Below are 16,818 nucleotides of genomic sequence, written 5' to 3'. Positions count from 1 at the left end.
CGCCGGAACGTCCGGCGATTCGTATGGCAGACGACGCCACCCTGACGCTCCTGCGCCACATCCGATTCCTCCTCGTCGTGCTCATCACGCTCGTCGGTGTCGAGGTCTTGGGCCCGCTCGGCGGGTTGGCCGTCCTCGTCGTCTCCGTGACGCTACTCGCGTTCGACTGAGTCGTGCGCCCGGGCGGAGATTTATTAGCTCCGCCTCAATTGTTGGAAAAGTGAGCATCGAACCTGTCGAACTGACGGTCGGCGACGAGACGTACGACGGACGGCTGAACGTCCGGGACGGGGACGCCGAGGAGGGCGTCGTCGTCGTCCCCGGGGCGGGACACGGGCCGTTCGGCGACATCTTCGACGTCGTCGCGTACGAACTCGCCGGCACCGGCAGGCGAGTCCTCCGGTACGAGAGTTGGGAGAACCACGAGCAACTGGAGCGCAAGACCCTCGCGGAACTGCACGCCGAACTGGACGCCGCGGTCGAGTGGTTGGTGTCGAACGGGTGTTCGACGGTTCACGTCCTCGCCAAGAGCTTCGGCGGCGGCGTCGCGCTGACCCACGTCCCGGACGCCGTCGAGTCGCTTATCCTGTGGGCGCCCGCAGTCAAGTTCCCGGTCGACCCCGCGGACGCCAACGACCCGGACGAGACGGTCGAGGAGAGCGGCAGCCTCCGGGTCGGCATCGCGAGCCTCGACCGCGTCGACGTTCCGGTGCGGATACTGTGCGGGACAGACGACCGGGGCGTCTCGCTCGACGACTGCCGGCGCATCGCCGACGCCGTCGCCGACGGCGACGTGTTCGAGATTCCGGGCGAGAACCACTCGTTCAACGAGAACCGCACCGAGGTCGTCGACCGGACGCTGGCGTGTCTGGCCGAGCGGTGAACGTCGCCGACGCCGACCGGCCCCGGGCGGCCGCCCGCGCCGCGAGCGAGGAGCCGATTCAGTCCCGGTGAGGGTCGGCTTCCGGGGCGTCGGACGAGTCCGACGCCCCGGAAGCCGACTCGGCGAGCGCCCGTAGGTCCGAGACGGTGTCGACGTCCCGCCGGACGCCGGGGTCGTCGACGTCCACCCGCGCCACCGGTTCGGACTCGACTAACCGCCGGCCGCCGCGGTCGCCCTCGACCGCCGCCAGCGCGTCGAAGTACCGGGCGTCGAACAGCACCGGGTTGCCGCGCTCGCCCTCGTAGCGCGGGACGACGATTCCCGGCTCCTCGCCGTCGGCCGCGCGCCCCTCGCGGTAGGCCGCGGCGAGCGCGTCGACGGTTTCGACGGACACGAGGGGCATGTCGCCGAGCGCGAACAGGACGGCGTCGGCGCCGCGCTCGCGCGCGAGCGCGGCGGCCCGCCGGACCGACGCGCTCTGGCCGCGCTCGTAATCCGGATTCGCGACGATTTCGACGCCGGACGGAAGCGCGGCCGCGACCCGCTCGCGGTCGTGGCCGACGACGGCCGCGACCGCGTCGAGTCGAGCGTTCAGGAGGGTCCGGGCGGCGCGGGTCACCACCGGCTCGCCGTCGAGGTCCGCCAGTAGCTTGTTGTCGGCCCCGACCCGGACGTCGGTGTCACCCTCGAACCGCGACCCGGTTCCGGCGGCCAACAGCGCGCCGAGTATCACGTCTTCGAGTGGGCGCCGGACGCTGAAAGGTGTTCTGACGGGCGGTGGGCGGACGCGTGGCCGTGCCGGGACTCAGACGCGCGACCGAACTACCTCGGCGACCGCCGCACTCGTCTCGGGCGTCGCCCGCGCTTGCGCCGCTATCTCGAAGTACCGGCTCAACTCGCGAGTCAGCCACTCGACGCGGACTCCCCCGTCCGTCCTGTTCTCGGCAGCTCTGGCGATTTCGCGGTCGGCGTACCCGATACCGTCCGCGACCTGGAGCGTGCGGCGGTCGAGCAACGGGTGGGACCGCGAGTCGCGGACCTCCTCGACCGCCGCTATCGCGGCCCGGCGAACCGCGCGCACGTCGTCGGCGCTCTCGACCGTGAGGCGCCCGCCGTTGGACGCGCGCTCTCGGAGGCGTTCGAACGCCCGGATGCGCACCAGCGTCTCGTGGACCGAGAGGACGACGCTGGCGCGCCGCCCGGTCGCCCGCTCGTCTTCGAGTCCGTCGGCGTAGTCCACGTCGCCGAGTTCGTCCAGGGCGTACGCGACCGGGGTTCCCACGACGGCCCGGTCGAGCAACGCGAGGAGGTTTCCGGAATCGCCGTTCGGGAGCCCCTCGCGGCGGTCGGCGAGCGTCGAAGTCAGCGCCTCCCCGGCGGCCTCCAGTCCCGAGCCGATCTGCCGCGGGTCGGCGAGCGACGCGAGGTACCGGTCGTACAGGTATTCGGCGTCGGCCAGCGCGGCGCGGGCCGATTCGACGTCGCCGGCGAACTTACCGACCGCGACCGGGTTCTCTCCGGCGCGCCGACCCGAGGCTCGCTCGTCCACGCGCCGCAGGCGATGGTTGGCGAACGCCACCAACTCCTCGACCTGCGCGTGGGCGACCACCGCGCGAACCGGTCGGTCGCCCACGTAGCGCCACCGGCGCTGGAAGGCGTCGAGGTCGGCACGGACGCGCGGAATCGTCGCCCGAACCTCGGCCGCGGCGAGCCCGGCGTCGATGGCCTCCCACGCCGCCGCCACCGCCCGGGCGCGTTCGCGGGCGCGGCGGAGTCGCTCCATCGTCTCGACCCGCGTCTGCTCGTCGAGCGCCGTCCGGAGTTCGGCAGTCGCCTCCTCGTGCATTCTCGTCAGCTCGGCCCGTATCGCGCCGTTGGGTACCTCCCGCGAGTCGAACGGCGCGGGCACCGAGGAGAGTTGCTCACGGACGCGGGCCGTCGTCCGGTCGAGGTACGAACGCTCGATCTCGACCGGCGCGGGCTCGGGTACCGTCGGCGCGTCGCCCGAGACCGCCTTCCGTAGCGCCGTAGCGTCAATACTCGCTCCTTCGTCGCCGGAGCCCCCGCCGAATCCACCGCACCCCGCGAGTGCGGCGCTCCCCGCGAGCGCGAGAAATCCGCGCCGGGTAGGAGCGGGGCGGTTCCGTGTCATCGCCCGTCCTCCGTGGGCTCGGTCGTGGTCGCAGTTCCGTTTGCGGGCGCGGTTCCGTTCACCGTTCCGCTCGGCGCTTTCGTCTCGTTCGCCGTTCCGGTCGAGTTCCCCGCCGACTTCGGGCCGAAGTGGGGCGCGTCGGCGGTCGTCTCGGATCGCTCCGGACGCCTCGACTGACACCCGTTGCTGCTCCACCCCGAACCGTGACTGCGCACGTTGCTGGGGTCGAGCGCTTCGGGGATTCGAATCAGCGTCGAGACGGTGTCCTTCGCGTCGGCGCGGCAGGAGACGTCGGCGGCCCGGTAGTAGCTTCCGTACTGGGTGTGGATGTCGTCGCTGGCCCACTCGACGTTGCAGAGTTCGAGCGTGAAACACTCCCGAACCGGCCGCGACTCGACGTACACCGTCTCGGTTCGGTAATCGGTTTCGTTCACGAACTGCTCGGCTTCCTCCGCTCCGTCGACGTCGGCGAACCGCAACCGCGCCGCGGTTTCGGCGTCGGCGACGAATCCGCGGTCGTCGCGTCGCTCCCGCTCGCCTCCGCTCGCCGCGCCTGCCGACGAACCGTCTGCAGACGCGGCGGTGGTTTCGGGGGCGAACCACACCGGCGGTCGCTCGACGGTGTTCCGGAGGACGAGGTGGTCGGGGACCGATTCGGCGTCCTCGCGGTCGGGCGGGACCGACCGCGTGGCGGTCGTCTCGCCGTGCATCGACCGACCGCATCCGGCCAACCCTCCCAGCAGGGCGGCCGCTCCGTGGAGGACGCATCGTCGCGTTCGGGGGACCATACTCCTCGCAGGTAGTTGACAGCCGATAACTCTTGGGTTCGGCGCCCGGGCGCCGCTAGGGGTTCGGCCGGACCGCGGTCCATTCGCGTCGATTCCGACACCGGTGCAGATTCAGGAGACGGAAACCGAATGCTGAACCCCCTGACCGCCGCGCTCCGAGTTTCGGAGCGCGACGAACCGTGCGTCGAAACCCTAGCTCCGTTACAGGTTCACAACGCTGAAGTACGGTCGATGACGACGCCGAGTATGGCAGGTACGCGACCGATGCTGTTCAGCATCGCCGTGATTCTCGTCAGCGGATTCACCCTCGTCCACGACCTGATTCGGTACGGGCGGGAGTACGGGCCGAACACCGAAATCGCCCAAATCGGCATGATGGCTGGCCTCCTCATCAGCCTTTTCGGAGTTCTCTACGGTGCCTCTGCCACTGGTTCCTCGGCGAACGGAGAACAGGGCGAGTAGGACATCACAGACTCCCAAATTCACCTTCCGGATGAATTGCTTCCGGAGAGCGGTCTTCAAAAGCCGATGTGCGACGTCGACCCCGGCATGTCGTCGTCCCGGTCATCGCCGTCGCCGTCGCCCTCGTCGATGCCGCCCTCGTGGACGAACTCGACGTCGTCGTCGGTCAGGTAGACGTTCCCGAGTTCGACGGTCACGTCGACCGAAACCAGCGTCGTCCCGGCCGCCTCGCCGTTGTCGCAGTGGCCCGAGCAGTTGTCGAACATCGACCCGTGCTTCGGGCAGACCACCTCGCCGTCGCGCACCGCCGCGCCGAACCCTCTGTCGAGGCGCTGGGCCTCGTGCGTGCAGCGGTTCACCCAAGCCTCAACGTCGTCCTCGCCGCAGGGCAACAGGATGACCTCGTCGGGTTCGTCGTACTCGTCGTGAATCGTGAACAGCCACGAGCGATTCTCGTGGACCGTTTCGACGGTCGTCAGGTGCGTTCGGTCGGTCACGGTCGTGCTAACGGACCAGGGCGATTAATTCCTGACGACCGTCGGTCGACCGGTCGGCGCACTCTCGGCGGGCACCGCTCCCGTTTCCGTTTACGTAAACGCAAACAGAGATTCGCCGAAGACGGTGGCGGAAGATGTCGGAAGCGTCACTTCGCGAACGATTTAAGCCGTCGCCCGACGTCCGTCCCGTCATGTCGAACGTGGACGACGAAACCCCGGACGGCGACGAGGACGACGGACTCACGGGCGCGGGAATCGGGGCCGGCATCGCGGTCGGGGCGGGTATCGGGGTCGCGCTGGGGGCGGCGACCGGTGATATGGGGCTGTGGCTCGCGGTCGGTATCGGGGTGGCGCTCGGCGCAGCCTTCTCACAGCAGAAGTAGCCTCAGGACGCGTTCCTCGCCCGCGACGTTCTGTTCTCGACCGAATGGCTTTAATGTTCTAGGGGGAATGGGGGTTAACGTGACCGGTACACCGATGTTCGGCCGGTACGCGGCCGCCGCGACCGTCGGCAGTCTGTTCGTCGCCTACGGACTTCGGGAGTTCCTCCGGGCGTTCGGCGGGGGGTACTACTGTTGCAACCACCTCTGGTTCGGGTTCGTGGGTACCGCCACCGCGCTCGTCGGGTGGGTGGTGCTCCTGCTCGCGCTCTACGGGCCGTACTACCGGACGAAGTCGTAGGCGTCCGGCAAAGACGGGCTATTCCGGCGCACTCGCGCCGAATCCCCGACCGCCGACCGTTCACTCCAGCGACGCGTCGGCGTCCGGTTTCGCTTCAAGTTTCGACTCGGCGGGTTGGCCCTCGCGGGCTTTCTCCTCCAGGTCCTCGAAGAAGTCGTTGACGAGTTTGTGGGTGACGCTCCCGAGCGCGCGCTGACCCAGGCTCGCGATCATGCCCGAAACCTCGGTCCTGGCGGCCCAGTCGACGCGAGTGCCGCCCGAATCGGTTTCGACCAGCGCCATCTCGGCGACGAGGTCGAAGGCGTTGCGCGAGGCGTTGCCGTCGGCCTGCATCTCCAGTAGTTCGGGCCGGTCGGCCTTCGTGACCACCGCGTCGACGTCGAAGGTGGGCTTGACGCTCCCGACGCCCACCGCGACGGTCGCGGTGAGTTCGTGGGGCGACCGCATCTCGATGCTGTCACACCCCGGCGCGCATTCTGCGAGCACGTCCGGGTCGGTGAAGTACTTCCACAGTTCCTCTCGGGGCAGGTCTGACTCGAAATCGCCGTCGAATTCCATCATCGTTGTCTGTCTCCGTTACGCGTCGCTGCGGGTCGAATCGCCGTCCGTCGCGCGTTCGTAGGACGTTTCGAGCGAGCGCTTCGCGTACTCGCCCGCGACCTCCTCCTTGAACTCGCGGTCGGCGTGCATCTCGGCTTCGGGGTCGGCGGCCTCGGTCGCGGCCGCGGCGGCCGCGTCGAGCGTCTCCTCGGAGAGCGGTTCTCCTTCGAGGGCCTCCTCGGCCGCCTCGACACGGAGCGGCACGTCGGCGGCGTTCGCCAGCGCGAGCCGAACTTCCTCGATTACGGGGTCGTCGGCGTCGGGGTCGTCGACCCGGACGACCGACGCCGCGCTCACGGTGGGCCAGGTCTGTGCGGCGGGCTTGAGTTCGAGGAACGCCATTCCGGTCCGTTCCGGCGGGAAGGGGTCGGTCGGCACTCGCGCGGCCGTGATGATCTCGTCCTCGCCGAGGTCGGTGAACATGTACGCGATGAAGTAGTCGGCGACGGGGACGCTCCGCGTCTCCTCGGCCGACGCGAGTTCGAGGGTCGCGTCGAGCGCGAGGAGCGCCGCGGGGTAGTTGCCCGCCGGGTCGGCCTCGCCGACGCTCCCGCCGAGCGTCCCACGGTTGCGGACGCTCGGGCCGGCGATCTGCGCTGCGGCCTCCGGCAGCATCGGCAGACGTTCGGCCAGCAGGTCCGAGCGCTCGATGGTCCGGTGGGTCGTCATCGCGCCGACGGCGATATCGCCGTCGGCGCGTTCCTCGATTCCGTCGAGTTCCTCGACGCCGCCGAGGTCCACGATGTGGTCGGGCGTCGCCAGTCGGTTCGCCATCACGATGCCGAGCGACTGGTTGCCCGCCATCAGTTCGGCGTCGCGGTGCTCGGCGAGGAGGGCGGTCGCTTCGGCGACCGTGGTCGGTCGGTGGTATTCGAACGGTGCCGGTTTCATGGGTGTGTCGGGTGGTAGTCGGCTGGCGGTTCGCGTGCGACCGGGAGCGTCGGTCCGGTCGCAGACGCCGTCGTCGAGACGATACCGGACTATCAGGTAGGGTCCTAATAAATGTTGGCGTGAGTTCACGTACCGAGGCGTCCCCCGGGGGGTCGGTTTTGCCGACTCGCGTCGAGCCGGATGCGGTATAAAGCCGGTCGAAGGAGAATCGTGCCCGCGACGGAGGGACAAAATTATATCTCGCCTGGCGAAAACGACCCCGTATGGCCGACCTCCTGCCCTCGAACCCGGACCCCGACGTCGGCGAGGACACCGACCCGCGGGTCATCGGCGTCGATAGCGACGACGCCGACGCCCTGCTGTCGGCGCTCCAGTCCGACACGGCCCGCGACATCCTCGCGGCGCTGTACGACGAACCCGCGACCCCCTCCGCCGTCGCCGAGGCGGCCGACACCTCCATCCAGAACGTCCGGTACCACCTCGAAAAGCTGGAGGACGCCGACCTCGTCTCGGTCGCCGACACCGTCTACTCCGAGAAGGGCCGTGAGATGAACGTCTACGCACCCGCGGCCAAACCGCTGGTCGTCTTCGCGGGCGGCGAGGACGACGCGCCGGGCCTGGAAGCCGCGCTCTCGCGACTGCTCGGCGCGCTCGGCATCCTGGGGCTGTCGAGCCTCCTCGTGCAGCGGCGGTTCGGCCGGCCGGGCGAGTGGCTGAACGTCGGTTTCACGGGCGCGAGCGGCGACGCCGCGAAGGTGACGACGGGTGCGGACGCCGGAGACTACCAGCTATCGAAGGGCGCGAACGCGACCGCCGACGCGACGACCGGCGCGAGCGGCGGTTTCGACGACCAGTCGGTCACCGTCACCGATATGACGCGGACCACCACCGAGCGGGGCGGCGACGCGGCGACGGAAACTGCGGCACGGACGACACAGGCGGCCACGGAGACGGCCGCGGAGGCGACGCGGACGGCGGCCGAGACGACGCGCTCGATGGAGGCGACGACGGTCGCCGACGCCGCGCGCGAAACCACCACCGCGATGGCCGACGCCGGCGGAACCGAGGCCCTGTCGTCGCTCCCGCCGGGGCTTGTGTTCTTCCTCGGCGGACTGGTCGTGCTCGTCGGGGTCGCGGCCGGAATCCACCTCCGCGGTCGCTGACACGTCCTCGTCGCCGCCCGTTCCCGGTCGCCACCCGACGCTCGCTTTCGGTTTCCCCGACGTTCGTCCTCTCCCGGTTCGGATATGTGGAGTGACACCACACTGTACGTCCGGAAACAGTGGCTATTTTATATTGGAACGCGGTAGATACGGATATGGCTCAACTGCTCGAGAGTCGGGAGAAGGGGAAGGACGTAGACCTTTCGCGAGAGGCCGAACGATTCGATTCGCGGCTCTTCTGCGGCCGGTGCGGCGAACGGTTCCAGTCCTCCGAGGCCACCGACGACGGCTGGTACTATCGATGTCCGAACGAGGACTGCGACGGCGAAGGCATCCACGAGGACCTCTACCCCGTCAAAGACGTCCTTCCGTCCACACACTGACGACGAACCGACGACCAACCAGAGGCTACCACACCGCCACGGCCCTGACGGGCGCTCCGTCCGCTCCCGACAGCGCGAGCGGGTAGGCTCGGACCTCGAAGCGGTCGGGCAGGCCGCCGAGGTCGCACAGATTCTCCACGACGAGTTGTCCCCCGCCGAGCAGTTCGCGGTGGGCCGGCACCCCGTCCGGTTCCGCCGACGATTTCGCTTCCGCTCTCTCCGTTTCCGACGTTTCGTTCCCGCCCGACGAGGGTGTGGGGTCGGGACTCAGCGCGTCGAGTCCCACGCTCAGGCCGCGGTCGGCGCACCACGCCGCCGCCTCCCTGTCTAGATACGGGTGGTCGAAGTAGCGGTCGGTGCCCCAGTGGGCGTCCCACCCGGTCCGGACGACGAGGAGGTCGGCGGTGCCGACCTCCTCGTCGTCCGCTTCCCCGTCGTTCAGTTCTCCGTCGTCGACCTTCGATTCCAGTTCATCGCGCCGAATCGGCTGGCGCGCGCCCATCCCCGAACAGTCGACGAGTCGCGCGTCGAACGCGAAGCGGTCGACCGCGAACTCGTCCAGGTCCTTCCCGTCGCGTTCGGTGTGGCTCGGCGCGTCGACGTGGGTCCCCGAGTGGCTGCCGAGGTGGAGGTCGGTGACCCGATAGCCGTCTTCGTCGTGGGTCGCCGCGGGCGAGAGTCGGACCGGCGGGTCGCCGGGGTAGACCGCGGTCGATTCGTCGAGCGGGTGGGTGAGGTCGCGGGTGGGCATCCGTGCGTGCGTTCGTGACTCTCTGCTTTCGTCCTTGGGAATCTGTGGAACGCCAGTACGTCTGTGTCTATCCTGCTGTTCGTTGTCGGTTCGTACAATGCGCCGATCGTAGACTAGGGCGACTCGAACGCTCCTACTCGCCGGGCCCTGTTGCAACCCTCACTTACCGATAGAATCGAACCGGTTGTACACAATTCATCGAGACGACTTATCGGTGGATTATTAACCGCCTTTTTGTCAGTTTCAGAGGTGACGGTTCAGAAAGCCCTCCTCGTCGAGTTGTTCGCGATCCTCTACGTCCTTTGGGTCGGAATCGGCCTGATAGAGGGACAGACGTGGACTTCGGAGACGGGATTCCATCTCGGATTCGTTATCGGCGTTCTCGGACTCTGTTATGGACTCGCCGATGGCGTACTACACTCGTGAGAATTACGGGAAGTCACATGATTCAAAAATGGAAACAGCGTCTCACAGGACTGGCTGAGTCGGCCAACGCTGTCACTGTAATCGGTGCGTTACTAACTACCGCCGTGCTTTGTGCCGGAATCGGATTCGGAATCGCCTCGTCGGGTATCCTCGATTCGCCGGACACCGGACACGCACCAAAACGAGCCCCGGAACAGGTTCTGAACGTCGAAGGCGGACAAGCCAACGTGACGGAAGACGAGACGGTAGCCAACCTCGACCTCGTTCTCTCGAAGGGGCGGAAAGGAGTCGACCTATCAGCGGTGTCCATAACGTGGAACGGGCCGAACGAATCGACCACGCTCGTCTCCGGGACGGAACGACAGATGAACGCCCGGAGTGCCTCGGTCAAGACCGGAGAGAGCCAACAGTTCTACATCTCGCCCGGCCGTGACACTGACAACTCGTTCCCCACGTTGAACGCAGACTCGGACCGATCTAGGCTCGAACTCAATGCGACTGCTATCCGAGGTCGACCGCTGACAGCGGGTCAGACCGTGGCGCTCAAATTCACCACCGCTGACGGTGGCTCCGTCGTCTATCGAATCGGACTTCCGAACTCGCTAGAAGGAAAATCGGACGTCGAAATTTAAGCCCTGAATATTTTCGGTCTTCACGAGAACGAGAACCTGGCCAAAATGATCGCTGAACTCACTTCGAAAGCGTTGGCAGCCGAGCAGGATGGAGAGTTAGAGACAGCAGCAAAGCTTTACGCGTTCTGTTCGTTTCGCGGGTTAGCCGAATCTAACTATCGTGATTGTCCGCAAATGCGTCGCGGATTGACTCACATGTTAGAGTCTATCAGCTCTGATGTTCGCACCAGCAATTTTCAACGGGCCCAGGTTCATCTTCGGATGACGGAGCCAGTCTTCTATCTTCTTCTCGAAACGTCTTCCGAACGGACTATCCAGGGATTAGCATCTGAGTGGCTCGGGGACGCCTATTTTATGCTGGAAGATGATGCAGCATTCGAACATTACGAACAAGCCCTAGAAATATTTCAGGAGATAAGCCTGCAGAACCGTCTCTTTTGGGGAGCGGAACCGGAGTTCGACAACGCCTATGGAGCTCTCAAGGAGTTTCTATCGAATTACGGAATCGAATATCCAAACGAGTACACGATAGAATTTGAACAACGTGTTCGAACGAAGATTGAGGCTCTGCAGACGGAATTTAATTCGTAACCACAATCCAACCGAACGTTGAAATTCCTCTATGTACCCTACTGATGCGTCAGGTGGTGTTCCTCAACCGTGTGCATCGTTCGTCGTGGCTGCAAGCCACTACGCGGTACTCGTTAAATTGGAACGCGGGAGAAGTGGACCGGCGCAGGTGCCATACCGGTCATGCTGGTCAGTGATATCAGACGATGATCAAATTTGACCTTGAAAACGAATGGGACGGTTGGAGCGGAATTGGAATTCCTGACGACCTGACCGTAAAGATACGTACTGCGTCTGAATCGCACGTGTTGGAGACATCTCTGATGGGATTGTTCGAACTATACGGATACGTCTTGCACGAAGAACCCGGTGAACTACTCGTCGGGACCGGTTCGACCATCCGGATTATCGGGGATGACTCAGGGGTAATATTCGAAGCAAATCGTCTGAGTGTCCAGACGACGTTCGGAGAACTGCGAGAAAATCTGAAACAACTGCTGAGAGAAGTGTTTGCAGCAAAAGACGTGAGAGAAGGCCCTGACGAGCGGGAAGACGCCATCCGATACGCAGAAAAGCAAGTCCACGATAAGGGCATCGGGTACGATGTCGGAGTACTCTACGAGCAACTGACGAGTTGACTAATCAGTAACGGTGCGGAATAAGTGGTCTTGGTGGAATCGATGACGATACGTCTGTGCCCATTCCGAACATGGAGAAACAAGGTCGTTCACGCCGCTGACCGAAGCCAAGGGACGGGAACAAACATGCGGGATGGGTTCAACGAAGCCCAATGCGACCCGTTATTGAAAAGTAGGGTAGTCAGGACCGATGGGTGAATTCGCGCTCTTCTCCCCGGATACGTTCAAATGCAGCTTCGAGACACCGGAGATCGAGCCAGTGGACGTGCGTACGAGGGCTTCCTCTTGGAGTTCTCGCGACGCTCCGAGTGCCGCCGACTCATCGACTTCCAAGATGCCACCCGGTATCGTCCATGCCTCCTGATAGGGAGACTGGGCACGTTTGACGAACAGAGCCCTGTCGCCGTCGAGGGCGACGACGCGGGCGACCGGAACTGGATTCTGAAAGATACACTCCTGGCACGTCGGACAGAATCGTCGCTCGCGTTCTTCGAACGATCTGGTTACGAGCACTGCCCCACAATACGGGCAGTAACTCGGCTTTCGTTTGGTCATCTAATTTGCTCGTGTAGACGTATCGGACTCCATGCTTAATTTCTAGGAATTCATGCTCGAGAACTGCCGAATGGGCCCGGGTACTCAGTAGAACTCCCAAAACCTATCACCTATTGATGGTTTCAACAAGGCCAATTAAGTAGTGATATGGAGAAAACGATAGAGTTTGATGAAGTCCTCGAGGAAATAGACGAGGGAGAAACGAAGTGAGAACACCGATGGTCGAATTCCAGCTAAAAAGAGTACTCGAAGTCGCAGATTGGGTTCGCGTGACGAGTGGCATGGCCCCCGACGAAATCGAGTACGTCATAAGAACACCCCAAGGAGTCAAAATAGAGAAATCTGACTCTCTCGTCGTCTTGACCAAGCTTTACGGTTGTGCACAGAAAGAAGTTCCCTCGGCGGAATATCCCGTTTCAGAATTCTACACGGTTGTCGAAGATGGGGACCAGATTGAAATCGGACGATGGGACATGGACGAACCGATAACTACGACCTACGAGGAACTCCGAACATCTTTAGAGCCGTTTCTAGCCGAGATATTTTCTACCTTGAATAGAAGAAACGGATGCCAGAAACGTCGGGAAGCGATAGAGTACATGAATAACCAGTCAGGGCTTGACTTCGGACAGCTCTACGAGCGGCTCATGAACCAAACAGGAAGGTAGTCTATGGTCAGAGAACAAATCCCTATGCATCGCGGTTCGACAAGAAATTCGGCCAAAATACTCTCTTAAAACCGGAGAACGACTCACATGATAGAGTTCGAGTTAAAGTCCATGTCATACGGATGGTACGGGTCAGATGTGCCCGATAACATCGAGTTTGTCATTCGAACGGAGGATGGCAGACAGTACGATATGAGTGCCTCATTGCAGCAATTAGCTGTCCTTTACGATAGTATCGTCAATCGAGCCGCGCGTAATTTCTTCATAGGAGCAGGTACATCTGTCGAAGTGCAGGACTTAGGAGAGAAACTTAAAGTCCAGATGGGGAGAACGACCCTGACAGGAAGTGAAAGTCTCCTCCGCGAGCGAATAGAGCACCTCCTGAAGGGGGTATTCAAAAACGCAGACCAGGAAGATCCGTCTGCTAGAGAGCGGAACCTACACCAGATAAACAATCACCTGCAGGAATTCTACGGCGGCTTCGACTTTGAATCACTCTATCAATCGCTCAGTAGTGGCAACTAAATTTAAAAATCTTCACACGCCGATTTCACGTTAGTGACATAACAGAGATTAGTGCGTGTCTGGAACAAAAGAAGACCTCCTCTCGTCGCTCTCGGAACTCGCTGTCCCGTTCCCCAACGCGGACGAACTGACGGCTACGGACCTGCCCGACGGGTTGCGCTCCCGGCTCGACGACGCGACGGTCATCGGACTGGGCGAAGCCTCACACGGTACGGAGGAGTTCTACGAACTGCGGTTCCGGCTTATCCGACTGCTCGTCGAGGAGTTCGGGGTCCGGGCGGTCGGCATCGAGGCCGGGTTCGACCCCCTGTGTCGGGTCAACGACCTCATCGTGTCTGGCGAGGGTGACATCCGATCGCTTCTCGTCGAGATCGACGACTACCGCACAGTGAAAACCGAGACGATGGCCGACCTCTTCGAGTGGCTGCAGTCGTTCAACGCCTCTCGCCCGCCCGAGGACCGCGTCTACCTCTACGGCTTCGACATGACGATCATCGAGAACGCGACAAACGGGCTCCGGTCGTACCTCGAACGCGTCGATGCTGACGTCGAGGAATCCATTCTCGCGGACCTCGACACCATGACGACCGGCTACGACTCCGACGACGAGCGCCAGGCGCTGGTCGAAAGTGCACGGCGAGTGCACTCGACGCTGAAGCCGATGCTCGACGCGAACGAGTCGGCGTGGGTCGAGGCGGATTCGCGTCAGGCGTACGAACGCGTCCGCCACCGGCTCCACCTCATCGACCGCCAGCTGGAGGCCCACGAGCGTGACCACGAGGGGCGGATGGCACTCAGAGACGAGACGATGGCCGAGACCGTCGAGTGGATTCACGACCGCTCGACGGGTCCGGTCGTCCTCTGGGGACACAACGGCCATCTCAACCGCGGCAGACACGTCCTCGGCGAATGGGAGGTGGACGTTCGGTCGATGGGGGAGTGGCTCGCCGACTCGTACGGGGAGAGATACTGTCCGGTCGGATTCGAACTCGGTGCCGGGACGGTGGTCGCGTTGGACGGCAGGACGGAGGACATCGTCGAGCATCCCATCCCCGACCCGCCATCGGGGTCGATTCCGGACGTATTGGGGCAAGTCGATGAGCCGCTGTTCTACCTGTCAGTCGACGACCTCTACGACGACTCGTCGATCGAAGAGTGGCTCCGGACGCGACCACGGCGACACGATATCTGGGGCGGGACTCCCGATGGCGACAATCCCGTAAAGTACCGCCCCTCCGACCTCGGCGAGTTCGATGGGTTGCTCTTCGTCCGTGAGACGTCGCCGCTTGTCCACTTGGACTGACGGACTACCAGTCGGCCGAATTTCGGACGTTACGCCTACGAATTACCTGCCGGGTTACGCATCCGTAGAGAACAAAGCTGACAAATTCGCACCACGCATCGCTCGCGTCGTCTACTGTCAGTCCTGAAGGGATTCGACAGAGCCACTCGCCGCGGACGACAGCAAAGGTGACTGCCTCGAACACCGGTGGTCTGTGCGACCGAGCGATTCCGGGGTGACCTGCCGGCGTTCGGTTGGGTACTGTGACAGGTCGCATAAACCGAAGACCGATGCAAAACCACCGCCGGTTAAGACCCCTCGGGCGAATCGACTCCACCATGCGACTGGAGAACAGCTTCATCGCCGCCAGCGGGGTGGGGACGAAGACCGAGCGCAAACTCTGGCGGCAGGGGGTCACCCACTGGGACGAGTTCGAAACGGGGTTGCTGGGGCCGAAGACGACCGAGAACGTCCTGGAGTTCATCGACGCCGCCCGCGACAGCCTCGACGCGGGCGATGCCGACTTCTTCGGCGACGCCCTGCCGAGCGACCAGTTCTGGCGGGCCTACGAAAACTTCGCGGACGACGCCTGCTTCTTCGACATCGAAACCACGGGCCTCGATAGTTCCCGTCACGACGTGACGACGGTGAGCCTCCACCGTGGGGGCGACACCCGAACCTACGTGCAGGACGAGGACCTCACCGCCGACGTCCTCCGCGAGGAGTTCGCCGAGTCGAGCATGCTCGTCTCGTTCAACGGCAAGCGCTTCGACCAGCCCTTCCTGGAGGATTGCCTCGACCTCGACGTGACGACGCCCCACCTCGACCTGCTGTACGCCTGCAAGCAGGTCGGCCTCTCCGGGGGACTGAAGAACGTCGAGAAGGCGGTCGGCATCGACCGCGCCGACGGCGACGTCGACGGCCGCGAGGCGGTCCGGCTCTGGCACCGTTACGACCGCAACGAGGACGACGCCGCACTCGACCGACTGGTGAAGTACAACCGCGAGGACGCCGAGAATCTGAAGGACCTCCTCGAACACGTCCACGGGCGACTCCGCGCCGACGTGTTCGAGGCGTACGTCTAACGGGAGTCGCTCGGGTTTCTTCGTTCGGAATCGTCTTTCGCGCACTCAGTCGTGGTTTTCGATGTGCCGACCGACCCGTTCGAGCCCCTCCTCGAGTTCGTCGGTGTGGAGTCCGAAGCCGATTCGGAATCGGTCGGGGTAGCCGAAGACGTCGCCGGGCGCGAGGACGACGCTCTCGGCCTCGAACAGCGACCGACAGAACTGCTTTCCGCTCTCGAACCCGTCGGGAATCGTCGGGAACCCGTTCACGCCCGTCGGCTCGAACCAGTCGAGGTCGTAGCGTTCGACGAACGCGACGACGCGTTCCCGGTTCGATTTCGCGTGGGCTCGGTTGGCTTCGAGAATCTCGGCCTCCTGGTCCCCGAGCGCCTGTCGAGCGACGTGCTGACCGAGTTTCGGGGGCGAAATCGTGGTGTAGTCCTTCCACTTGCGCACCGCGTCCGCGATCTCCGTCTCCGCGACGACCCAACCCAGGCGCGCACCCGCGAGGCCGTACGACTTCGAGACGCCCGCGGTCGAGATGGCTCGCGGCCCGAGCGAGGCGGCCGGAGCGTGAGGGTCGTCGGCCAGCATGCGATACACCTCGTCGACGAGCAGGTACGCGTCGTTCTCCTCGACGAGGTCGTACAGCGCCTGAATCGTCTCCGCCCCGAGGTACTTGCCCGTCGGATTGCTCGGATTCGTCAGGACGACCAACCGGGTGTCCGAGCGCATCGCCTCCGCCACGGCGTCGACGGAGAGTTCCCACTCCGGTGGCTCGGTTCGGACTTCGCTCACCTCGCCGACCGCGCCGGGCACGCTCGCGAGCGACTGGTAGGTCGGCGAGACGACGACGCTGTGGTCGCCCTCGTCTAAGAGCGCCATGAACGTGAGATAGTCCGCCTCTTGGGTTCCGCACGTGAGGACCACCTCCTCGGCGTCGCGGTCGTAGCGCTCGGCGATGTCGGCCCGGAACGCCGGTGATCCGTCGGTCGGGATGACGTAGCCGAGTTCGCCCGCGTCGAGGTCGAAACGGTCGGCGGGAAGGCTCCGAACGCCGCTTTCGGCGAGCATCAGGTCGGCGTCCGGTTCGTACTCGTCCAACCACCGTTCCAGTTCGAAAGGGGGCAACTCCATACGGAAGTACTCCCGCCGGCGAACGATATACTCCCCGTGTTCGGGACGCCCCTCGAATCGCCCGAATCCG

24 protein-coding genes are annotated in these 16,818 nt (G+C 64.1%); 15 read left to right on the top strand and 9 right to left on the bottom strand.

The genetic code is table 11. The features are described from left to right. Positions 1-23 precede the first annotated feature (23 nt). Both NGM07_RS21650 and NGM07_RS21645 read left to right on the top strand, forming a co-directional pair. Positions 24-170 carry a hypothetical protein gene (locus NGM07_RS21650; RefSeq protein ID WP_253520373.1) on the top strand — a complete coding sequence of 49 codons (147 nt, stop codon included), beginning with the start codon at positions 24-26 and terminating at the stop codon, positions 168-170. Between the two features lie 50 nt (positions 171-220). Then, positions 221-883: an alpha/beta hydrolase gene (locus NGM07_RS21645; protein WP_253520371.1), complete on the top strand. Its 663-nt coding sequence runs from the start codon at positions 221-223 to the stop codon at positions 881-883. 58 nt (positions 884-941) lie between these two features. On the opposite strand, the gene NGM07_RS21640 is transcribed toward NGM07_RS21645, so the two are convergent. The 3 genes from NGM07_RS21640 to NGM07_RS21630 all read right to left on the bottom strand — a co-directional run bounded on the left by NGM07_RS21640 (position 942) and on the right by NGM07_RS21630 (position 3,823). Beyond that, positions 942-1,616, bottom strand: coding sequence for a nucleotidyltransferase family protein (locus NGM07_RS21640; protein ID WP_253520369.1), 675 nt, complete (start codon positions 1,614-1,616; stop codon positions 942-944). 72 nt (positions 1,617-1,688) lie between these two features. Next, positions 1,689-3,035 (bottom strand): hypothetical protein, encoded by a 1,347-nt coding sequence (locus NGM07_RS21635; protein ID WP_253520367.1) that lies wholly within the window; start codon positions 3,033-3,035, stop codon positions 1,689-1,691. Continuing rightward, positions 3,032-3,823 (bottom strand): hypothetical protein, encoded by a 792-nt coding sequence (locus tag NGM07_RS21630; protein ID WP_253520365.1) that lies wholly within the window; start codon positions 3,821-3,823, stop codon positions 3,032-3,034. Before NGM07_RS21630 ends, NGM07_RS21635 begins: the two co-directional genes overlap by 4 nt. Positions 3,824-4,069: 246 nt before the next feature. On the opposite strand from NGM07_RS21630, the gene NGM07_RS21625 reads away from it, so the two are divergent. Continuing rightward, on the top strand, positions 4,070-4,285 hold the full coding sequence (locus NGM07_RS21625) for a hypothetical protein (RefSeq protein WP_253520363.1): 216 nt from the start codon (positions 4,070-4,072) through the stop codon (positions 4,283-4,285). Between the two features lie 56 nt (positions 4,286-4,341). Here the strand turns inward: NGM07_RS21625 and NGM07_RS21620 are convergent, their stop codons facing one another. Then, positions 4,342-4,782 carry a Rieske (2Fe-2S) protein gene (locus NGM07_RS21620; protein ID WP_253520362.1) on the bottom strand — a complete coding sequence of 147 codons (441 nt, stop codon included), beginning with the start codon at positions 4,780-4,782 and terminating at the stop codon, positions 4,342-4,344. Positions 4,783-4,973: 191 nt separating this feature from the next. Here NGM07_RS21620 and NGM07_RS21615 point away from each other — a divergent pair, with 191 nt between their 5' ends. Continuing rightward, positions 4,974-5,165, top strand: coding sequence for a hypothetical protein (locus NGM07_RS21615; RefSeq protein ID WP_253520360.1), 192 nt, complete (start codon positions 4,974-4,976; stop codon positions 5,163-5,165). A gap of 79 nt (positions 5,166-5,244) precedes the next feature. Beyond that, positions 5,245-5,463: a hypothetical protein gene (locus NGM07_RS21610; protein WP_253520358.1), complete on the top strand. Its 219-nt coding sequence runs from the start codon at positions 5,245-5,247 to the stop codon at positions 5,461-5,463. A gap of 60 nt (positions 5,464-5,523) precedes the next feature. Here the strand turns inward: NGM07_RS21610 and NGM07_RS21605 are convergent, their stop codons facing one another. Beyond that, positions 5,524-6,024: an SRPBCC family protein gene (locus NGM07_RS21605; RefSeq protein ID WP_253520356.1), complete on the bottom strand. Its 501-nt coding sequence runs from the start codon at positions 6,022-6,024 to the stop codon at positions 5,524-5,526. Between the two features lie 15 nt (positions 6,025-6,039). Continuing rightward, a complete protein-coding gene (locus NGM07_RS21600) occupies positions 6,040-6,954 on the bottom strand; it encodes an FAD binding domain-containing protein (protein ID WP_253520354.1) in 915 nt (304 codons plus the stop codon). Positions 6,955-7,217: 263 nt separating this feature from the next. Here NGM07_RS21600 and NGM07_RS21595 point away from each other — a divergent pair, with 263 nt between their 5' ends. Both NGM07_RS21595 and NGM07_RS21590 read left to right on the top strand, forming a co-directional pair. Next, positions 7,218-8,117, top strand: a complete 900-nt coding sequence (locus NGM07_RS21595; RefSeq protein WP_253520352.1) for an ArsR/SmtB family transcription factor — start codon at positions 7,218-7,220, stop codon at positions 8,115-8,117. 155 nt (positions 8,118-8,272) lie between these two features. Continuing rightward, positions 8,273-8,500 (top strand): recombinase zinc ribbon domain-containing protein, encoded by a 228-nt coding sequence (locus tag NGM07_RS21590; RefSeq protein WP_253520351.1) that lies wholly within the window; start codon positions 8,273-8,275, stop codon positions 8,498-8,500. A gap of 25 nt (positions 8,501-8,525) precedes the next feature. Here the strand turns inward: NGM07_RS21590 and NGM07_RS21585 are convergent, their stop codons facing one another. Then, the gene (locus NGM07_RS21585) at positions 8,526-9,251 is read right to left on the bottom strand and encodes a cyclase family protein (RefSeq protein WP_253520349.1); all 726 of its coding nucleotides are present in this window, start codon (positions 9,249-9,251) and stop codon (positions 8,526-8,528) included. Between the two features lie 249 nt (positions 9,252-9,500). Between NGM07_RS21585 and NGM07_RS21580 the strand changes: the two genes are divergently transcribed. The 4 genes from NGM07_RS21580 to NGM07_RS21565 all read left to right on the top strand — a co-directional run bounded on the left by NGM07_RS21580 (position 9,501) and on the right by NGM07_RS21565 (position 11,517). Continuing rightward, the gene (locus tag NGM07_RS21580; protein ID WP_253520347.1) at positions 9,501-9,677 is read left to right on the top strand and encodes a hypothetical protein; all 177 of its coding nucleotides are present in this window, start codon (positions 9,501-9,503) and stop codon (positions 9,675-9,677) included. Positions 9,678-9,904: 227 nt separating this feature from the next. Continuing rightward, positions 9,905-10,309, top strand: coding sequence for a hypothetical protein (locus NGM07_RS21575; RefSeq protein WP_253520345.1), 405 nt, complete (start codon positions 9,905-9,907; stop codon positions 10,307-10,309). Positions 10,310-10,354: 45 nt separating this feature from the next. Beyond that, on the top strand, positions 10,355-10,900 hold the full coding sequence (locus tag NGM07_RS21570) for a P-loop NTPase family protein (protein ID WP_253520344.1): 546 nt from the start codon (positions 10,355-10,357) through the stop codon (positions 10,898-10,900). A 185-nt stretch (positions 10,901-11,085) separates the two neighbouring features. Beyond that, positions 11,086-11,517, top strand: coding sequence for an ETC complex I subunit (locus tag NGM07_RS21565; protein WP_253520342.1), 432 nt, complete (start codon positions 11,086-11,088; stop codon positions 11,515-11,517). Between the two features lie 162 nt (positions 11,518-11,679). Here the strand turns inward: NGM07_RS21565 and NGM07_RS25495 are convergent, their stop codons facing one another. Continuing rightward, positions 11,680-12,072 (bottom strand): NUDIX hydrolase, encoded by a 393-nt coding sequence (locus NGM07_RS25495; RefSeq protein WP_368410333.1) that lies wholly within the window; start codon positions 12,070-12,072, stop codon positions 11,680-11,682. A 218-nt stretch (positions 12,073-12,290) separates the two neighbouring features. On the opposite strand from NGM07_RS25495, the gene NGM07_RS21560 reads away from it, so the two are divergent. From NGM07_RS21560 to NGM07_RS21545, 4 genes are all read left to right on the top strand, one after another. Next, complete coding sequence (locus NGM07_RS21560) at positions 12,291-12,740, top strand: hypothetical protein (protein WP_253520340.1); 450 nt, start codon at positions 12,291-12,293, stop codon at positions 12,738-12,740. Between the two features lie 87 nt (positions 12,741-12,827). Further along, the gene (locus NGM07_RS21555) at positions 12,828-13,265 is read left to right on the top strand and encodes a hypothetical protein (protein ID WP_253520339.1); all 438 of its coding nucleotides are present in this window, start codon (positions 12,828-12,830) and stop codon (positions 13,263-13,265) included. Between the two features lie 55 nt (positions 13,266-13,320). Then, positions 13,321-14,568, top strand: a complete 1,248-nt coding sequence (locus NGM07_RS21550) for an erythromycin esterase family protein (RefSeq protein WP_253520337.1) — start codon at positions 13,321-13,323, stop codon at positions 14,566-14,568. Between the two features lie 317 nt (positions 14,569-14,885). Beyond that, positions 14,886-15,632, top strand: coding sequence for a ribonuclease H-like domain-containing protein (locus NGM07_RS21545; protein WP_253520335.1), 747 nt, complete (start codon positions 14,886-14,888; stop codon positions 15,630-15,632). 45 nt (positions 15,633-15,677) lie between these two features. On the opposite strand, the gene NGM07_RS21540 is transcribed toward NGM07_RS21545, so the two are convergent. Then, positions 15,678-16,748 (bottom strand): aminotransferase class I/II-fold pyridoxal phosphate-dependent enzyme, encoded by a 1,071-nt coding sequence (locus NGM07_RS21540; protein WP_253520333.1) that lies wholly within the window; start codon positions 16,746-16,748, stop codon positions 15,678-15,680. Positions 16,749-16,818 lie beyond the last annotated feature (70 nt).

This window comes from Halorussus vallis (assembly GCF_024138165.1).
GTDB lineage: Archaea > Halobacteriota > Halobacteria > Halobacteriales > Haladaptataceae > Halorussus > Halorussus vallis.
Note: the sequence above shows the minus strand (reverse complement) of the source record. Positions and strands in the feature narration are given on the sequence as shown.

Coding starts and splice junctions, on each gene's coding strand:
- NGM07_RS21650 (WP_253520373.1), top strand. CDS start 24: ATGGCAGACGACGCCACCCTGACGCTCCTGCGCCACATCCGATTCCTC.
- NGM07_RS21630 (WP_253520365.1), bottom strand. CDS start 3,823: ATGGTCCCCCGAACGCGACGATGCGTCCTCCACGGAGCGGCCGCCCTG.
- NGM07_RS21615 (WP_253520360.1), top strand. CDS start 4,974: ATGTCGAACGTGGACGACGAAACCCCGGACGGCGACGAGGACGACGGA.
- NGM07_RS21565 (WP_253520342.1), top strand. CDS start 11,086: ATGATCAAATTTGACCTTGAAAACGAATGGGACGGTTGGAGCGGAATT.
- NGM07_RS21590 (WP_253520351.1), top strand. CDS start 8,273: ATGGCTCAACTGCTCGAGAGTCGGGAGAAGGGGAAGGACGTAGACCTT.
- NGM07_RS21555 (WP_253520339.1), top strand. CDS start 12,828: ATGATAGAGTTCGAGTTAAAGTCCATGTCATACGGATGGTACGGGTCA.
- NGM07_RS21570 (WP_253520344.1), top strand. CDS start 10,355: ATGATCGCTGAACTCACTTCGAAAGCGTTGGCAGCCGAGCAGGATGGA.
- NGM07_RS21560 (WP_253520340.1), top strand. CDS start 12,291: ATGGTCGAATTCCAGCTAAAAAGAGTACTCGAAGTCGCAGATTGGGTT.
- NGM07_RS21595 (WP_253520352.1), top strand. CDS start 7,218: ATGGCCGACCTCCTGCCCTCGAACCCGGACCCCGACGTCGGCGAGGAC.
- NGM07_RS21635 (WP_253520367.1), bottom strand. CDS start 3,035: ATGACACGGAACCGCCCCGCTCCTACCCGGCGCGGATTTCTCGCGCTC.
- NGM07_RS21585 (WP_253520349.1), bottom strand. CDS start 9,251: ATGCCCACCCGCGACCTCACCCACCCGCTCGACGAATCGACCGCGGTC.
- NGM07_RS21545 (WP_253520335.1), top strand. CDS start 14,886: ATGCGACTGGAGAACAGCTTCATCGCCGCCAGCGGGGTGGGGACGAAG.
- NGM07_RS21625 (WP_253520363.1), top strand. CDS start 4,070: ATGGCAGGTACGCGACCGATGCTGTTCAGCATCGCCGTGATTCTCGTC.
- NGM07_RS21540 (WP_253520333.1), bottom strand. CDS start 16,748: ATGGAGTTGCCCCCTTTCGAACTGGAACGGTGGTTGGACGAGTACGAA.
- NGM07_RS25495 (WP_368410333.1), bottom strand. CDS start 12,072: ATGACCAAACGAAAGCCGAGTTACTGCCCGTATTGTGGGGCAGTGCTC.
- NGM07_RS21605 (WP_253520356.1), bottom strand. CDS start 6,024: ATGATGGAATTCGACGGCGATTTCGAGTCAGACCTGCCCCGAGAGGAA.
- NGM07_RS21600 (WP_253520354.1), bottom strand. CDS start 6,954: ATGAAACCGGCACCGTTCGAATACCACCGACCGACCACGGTCGCCGAA.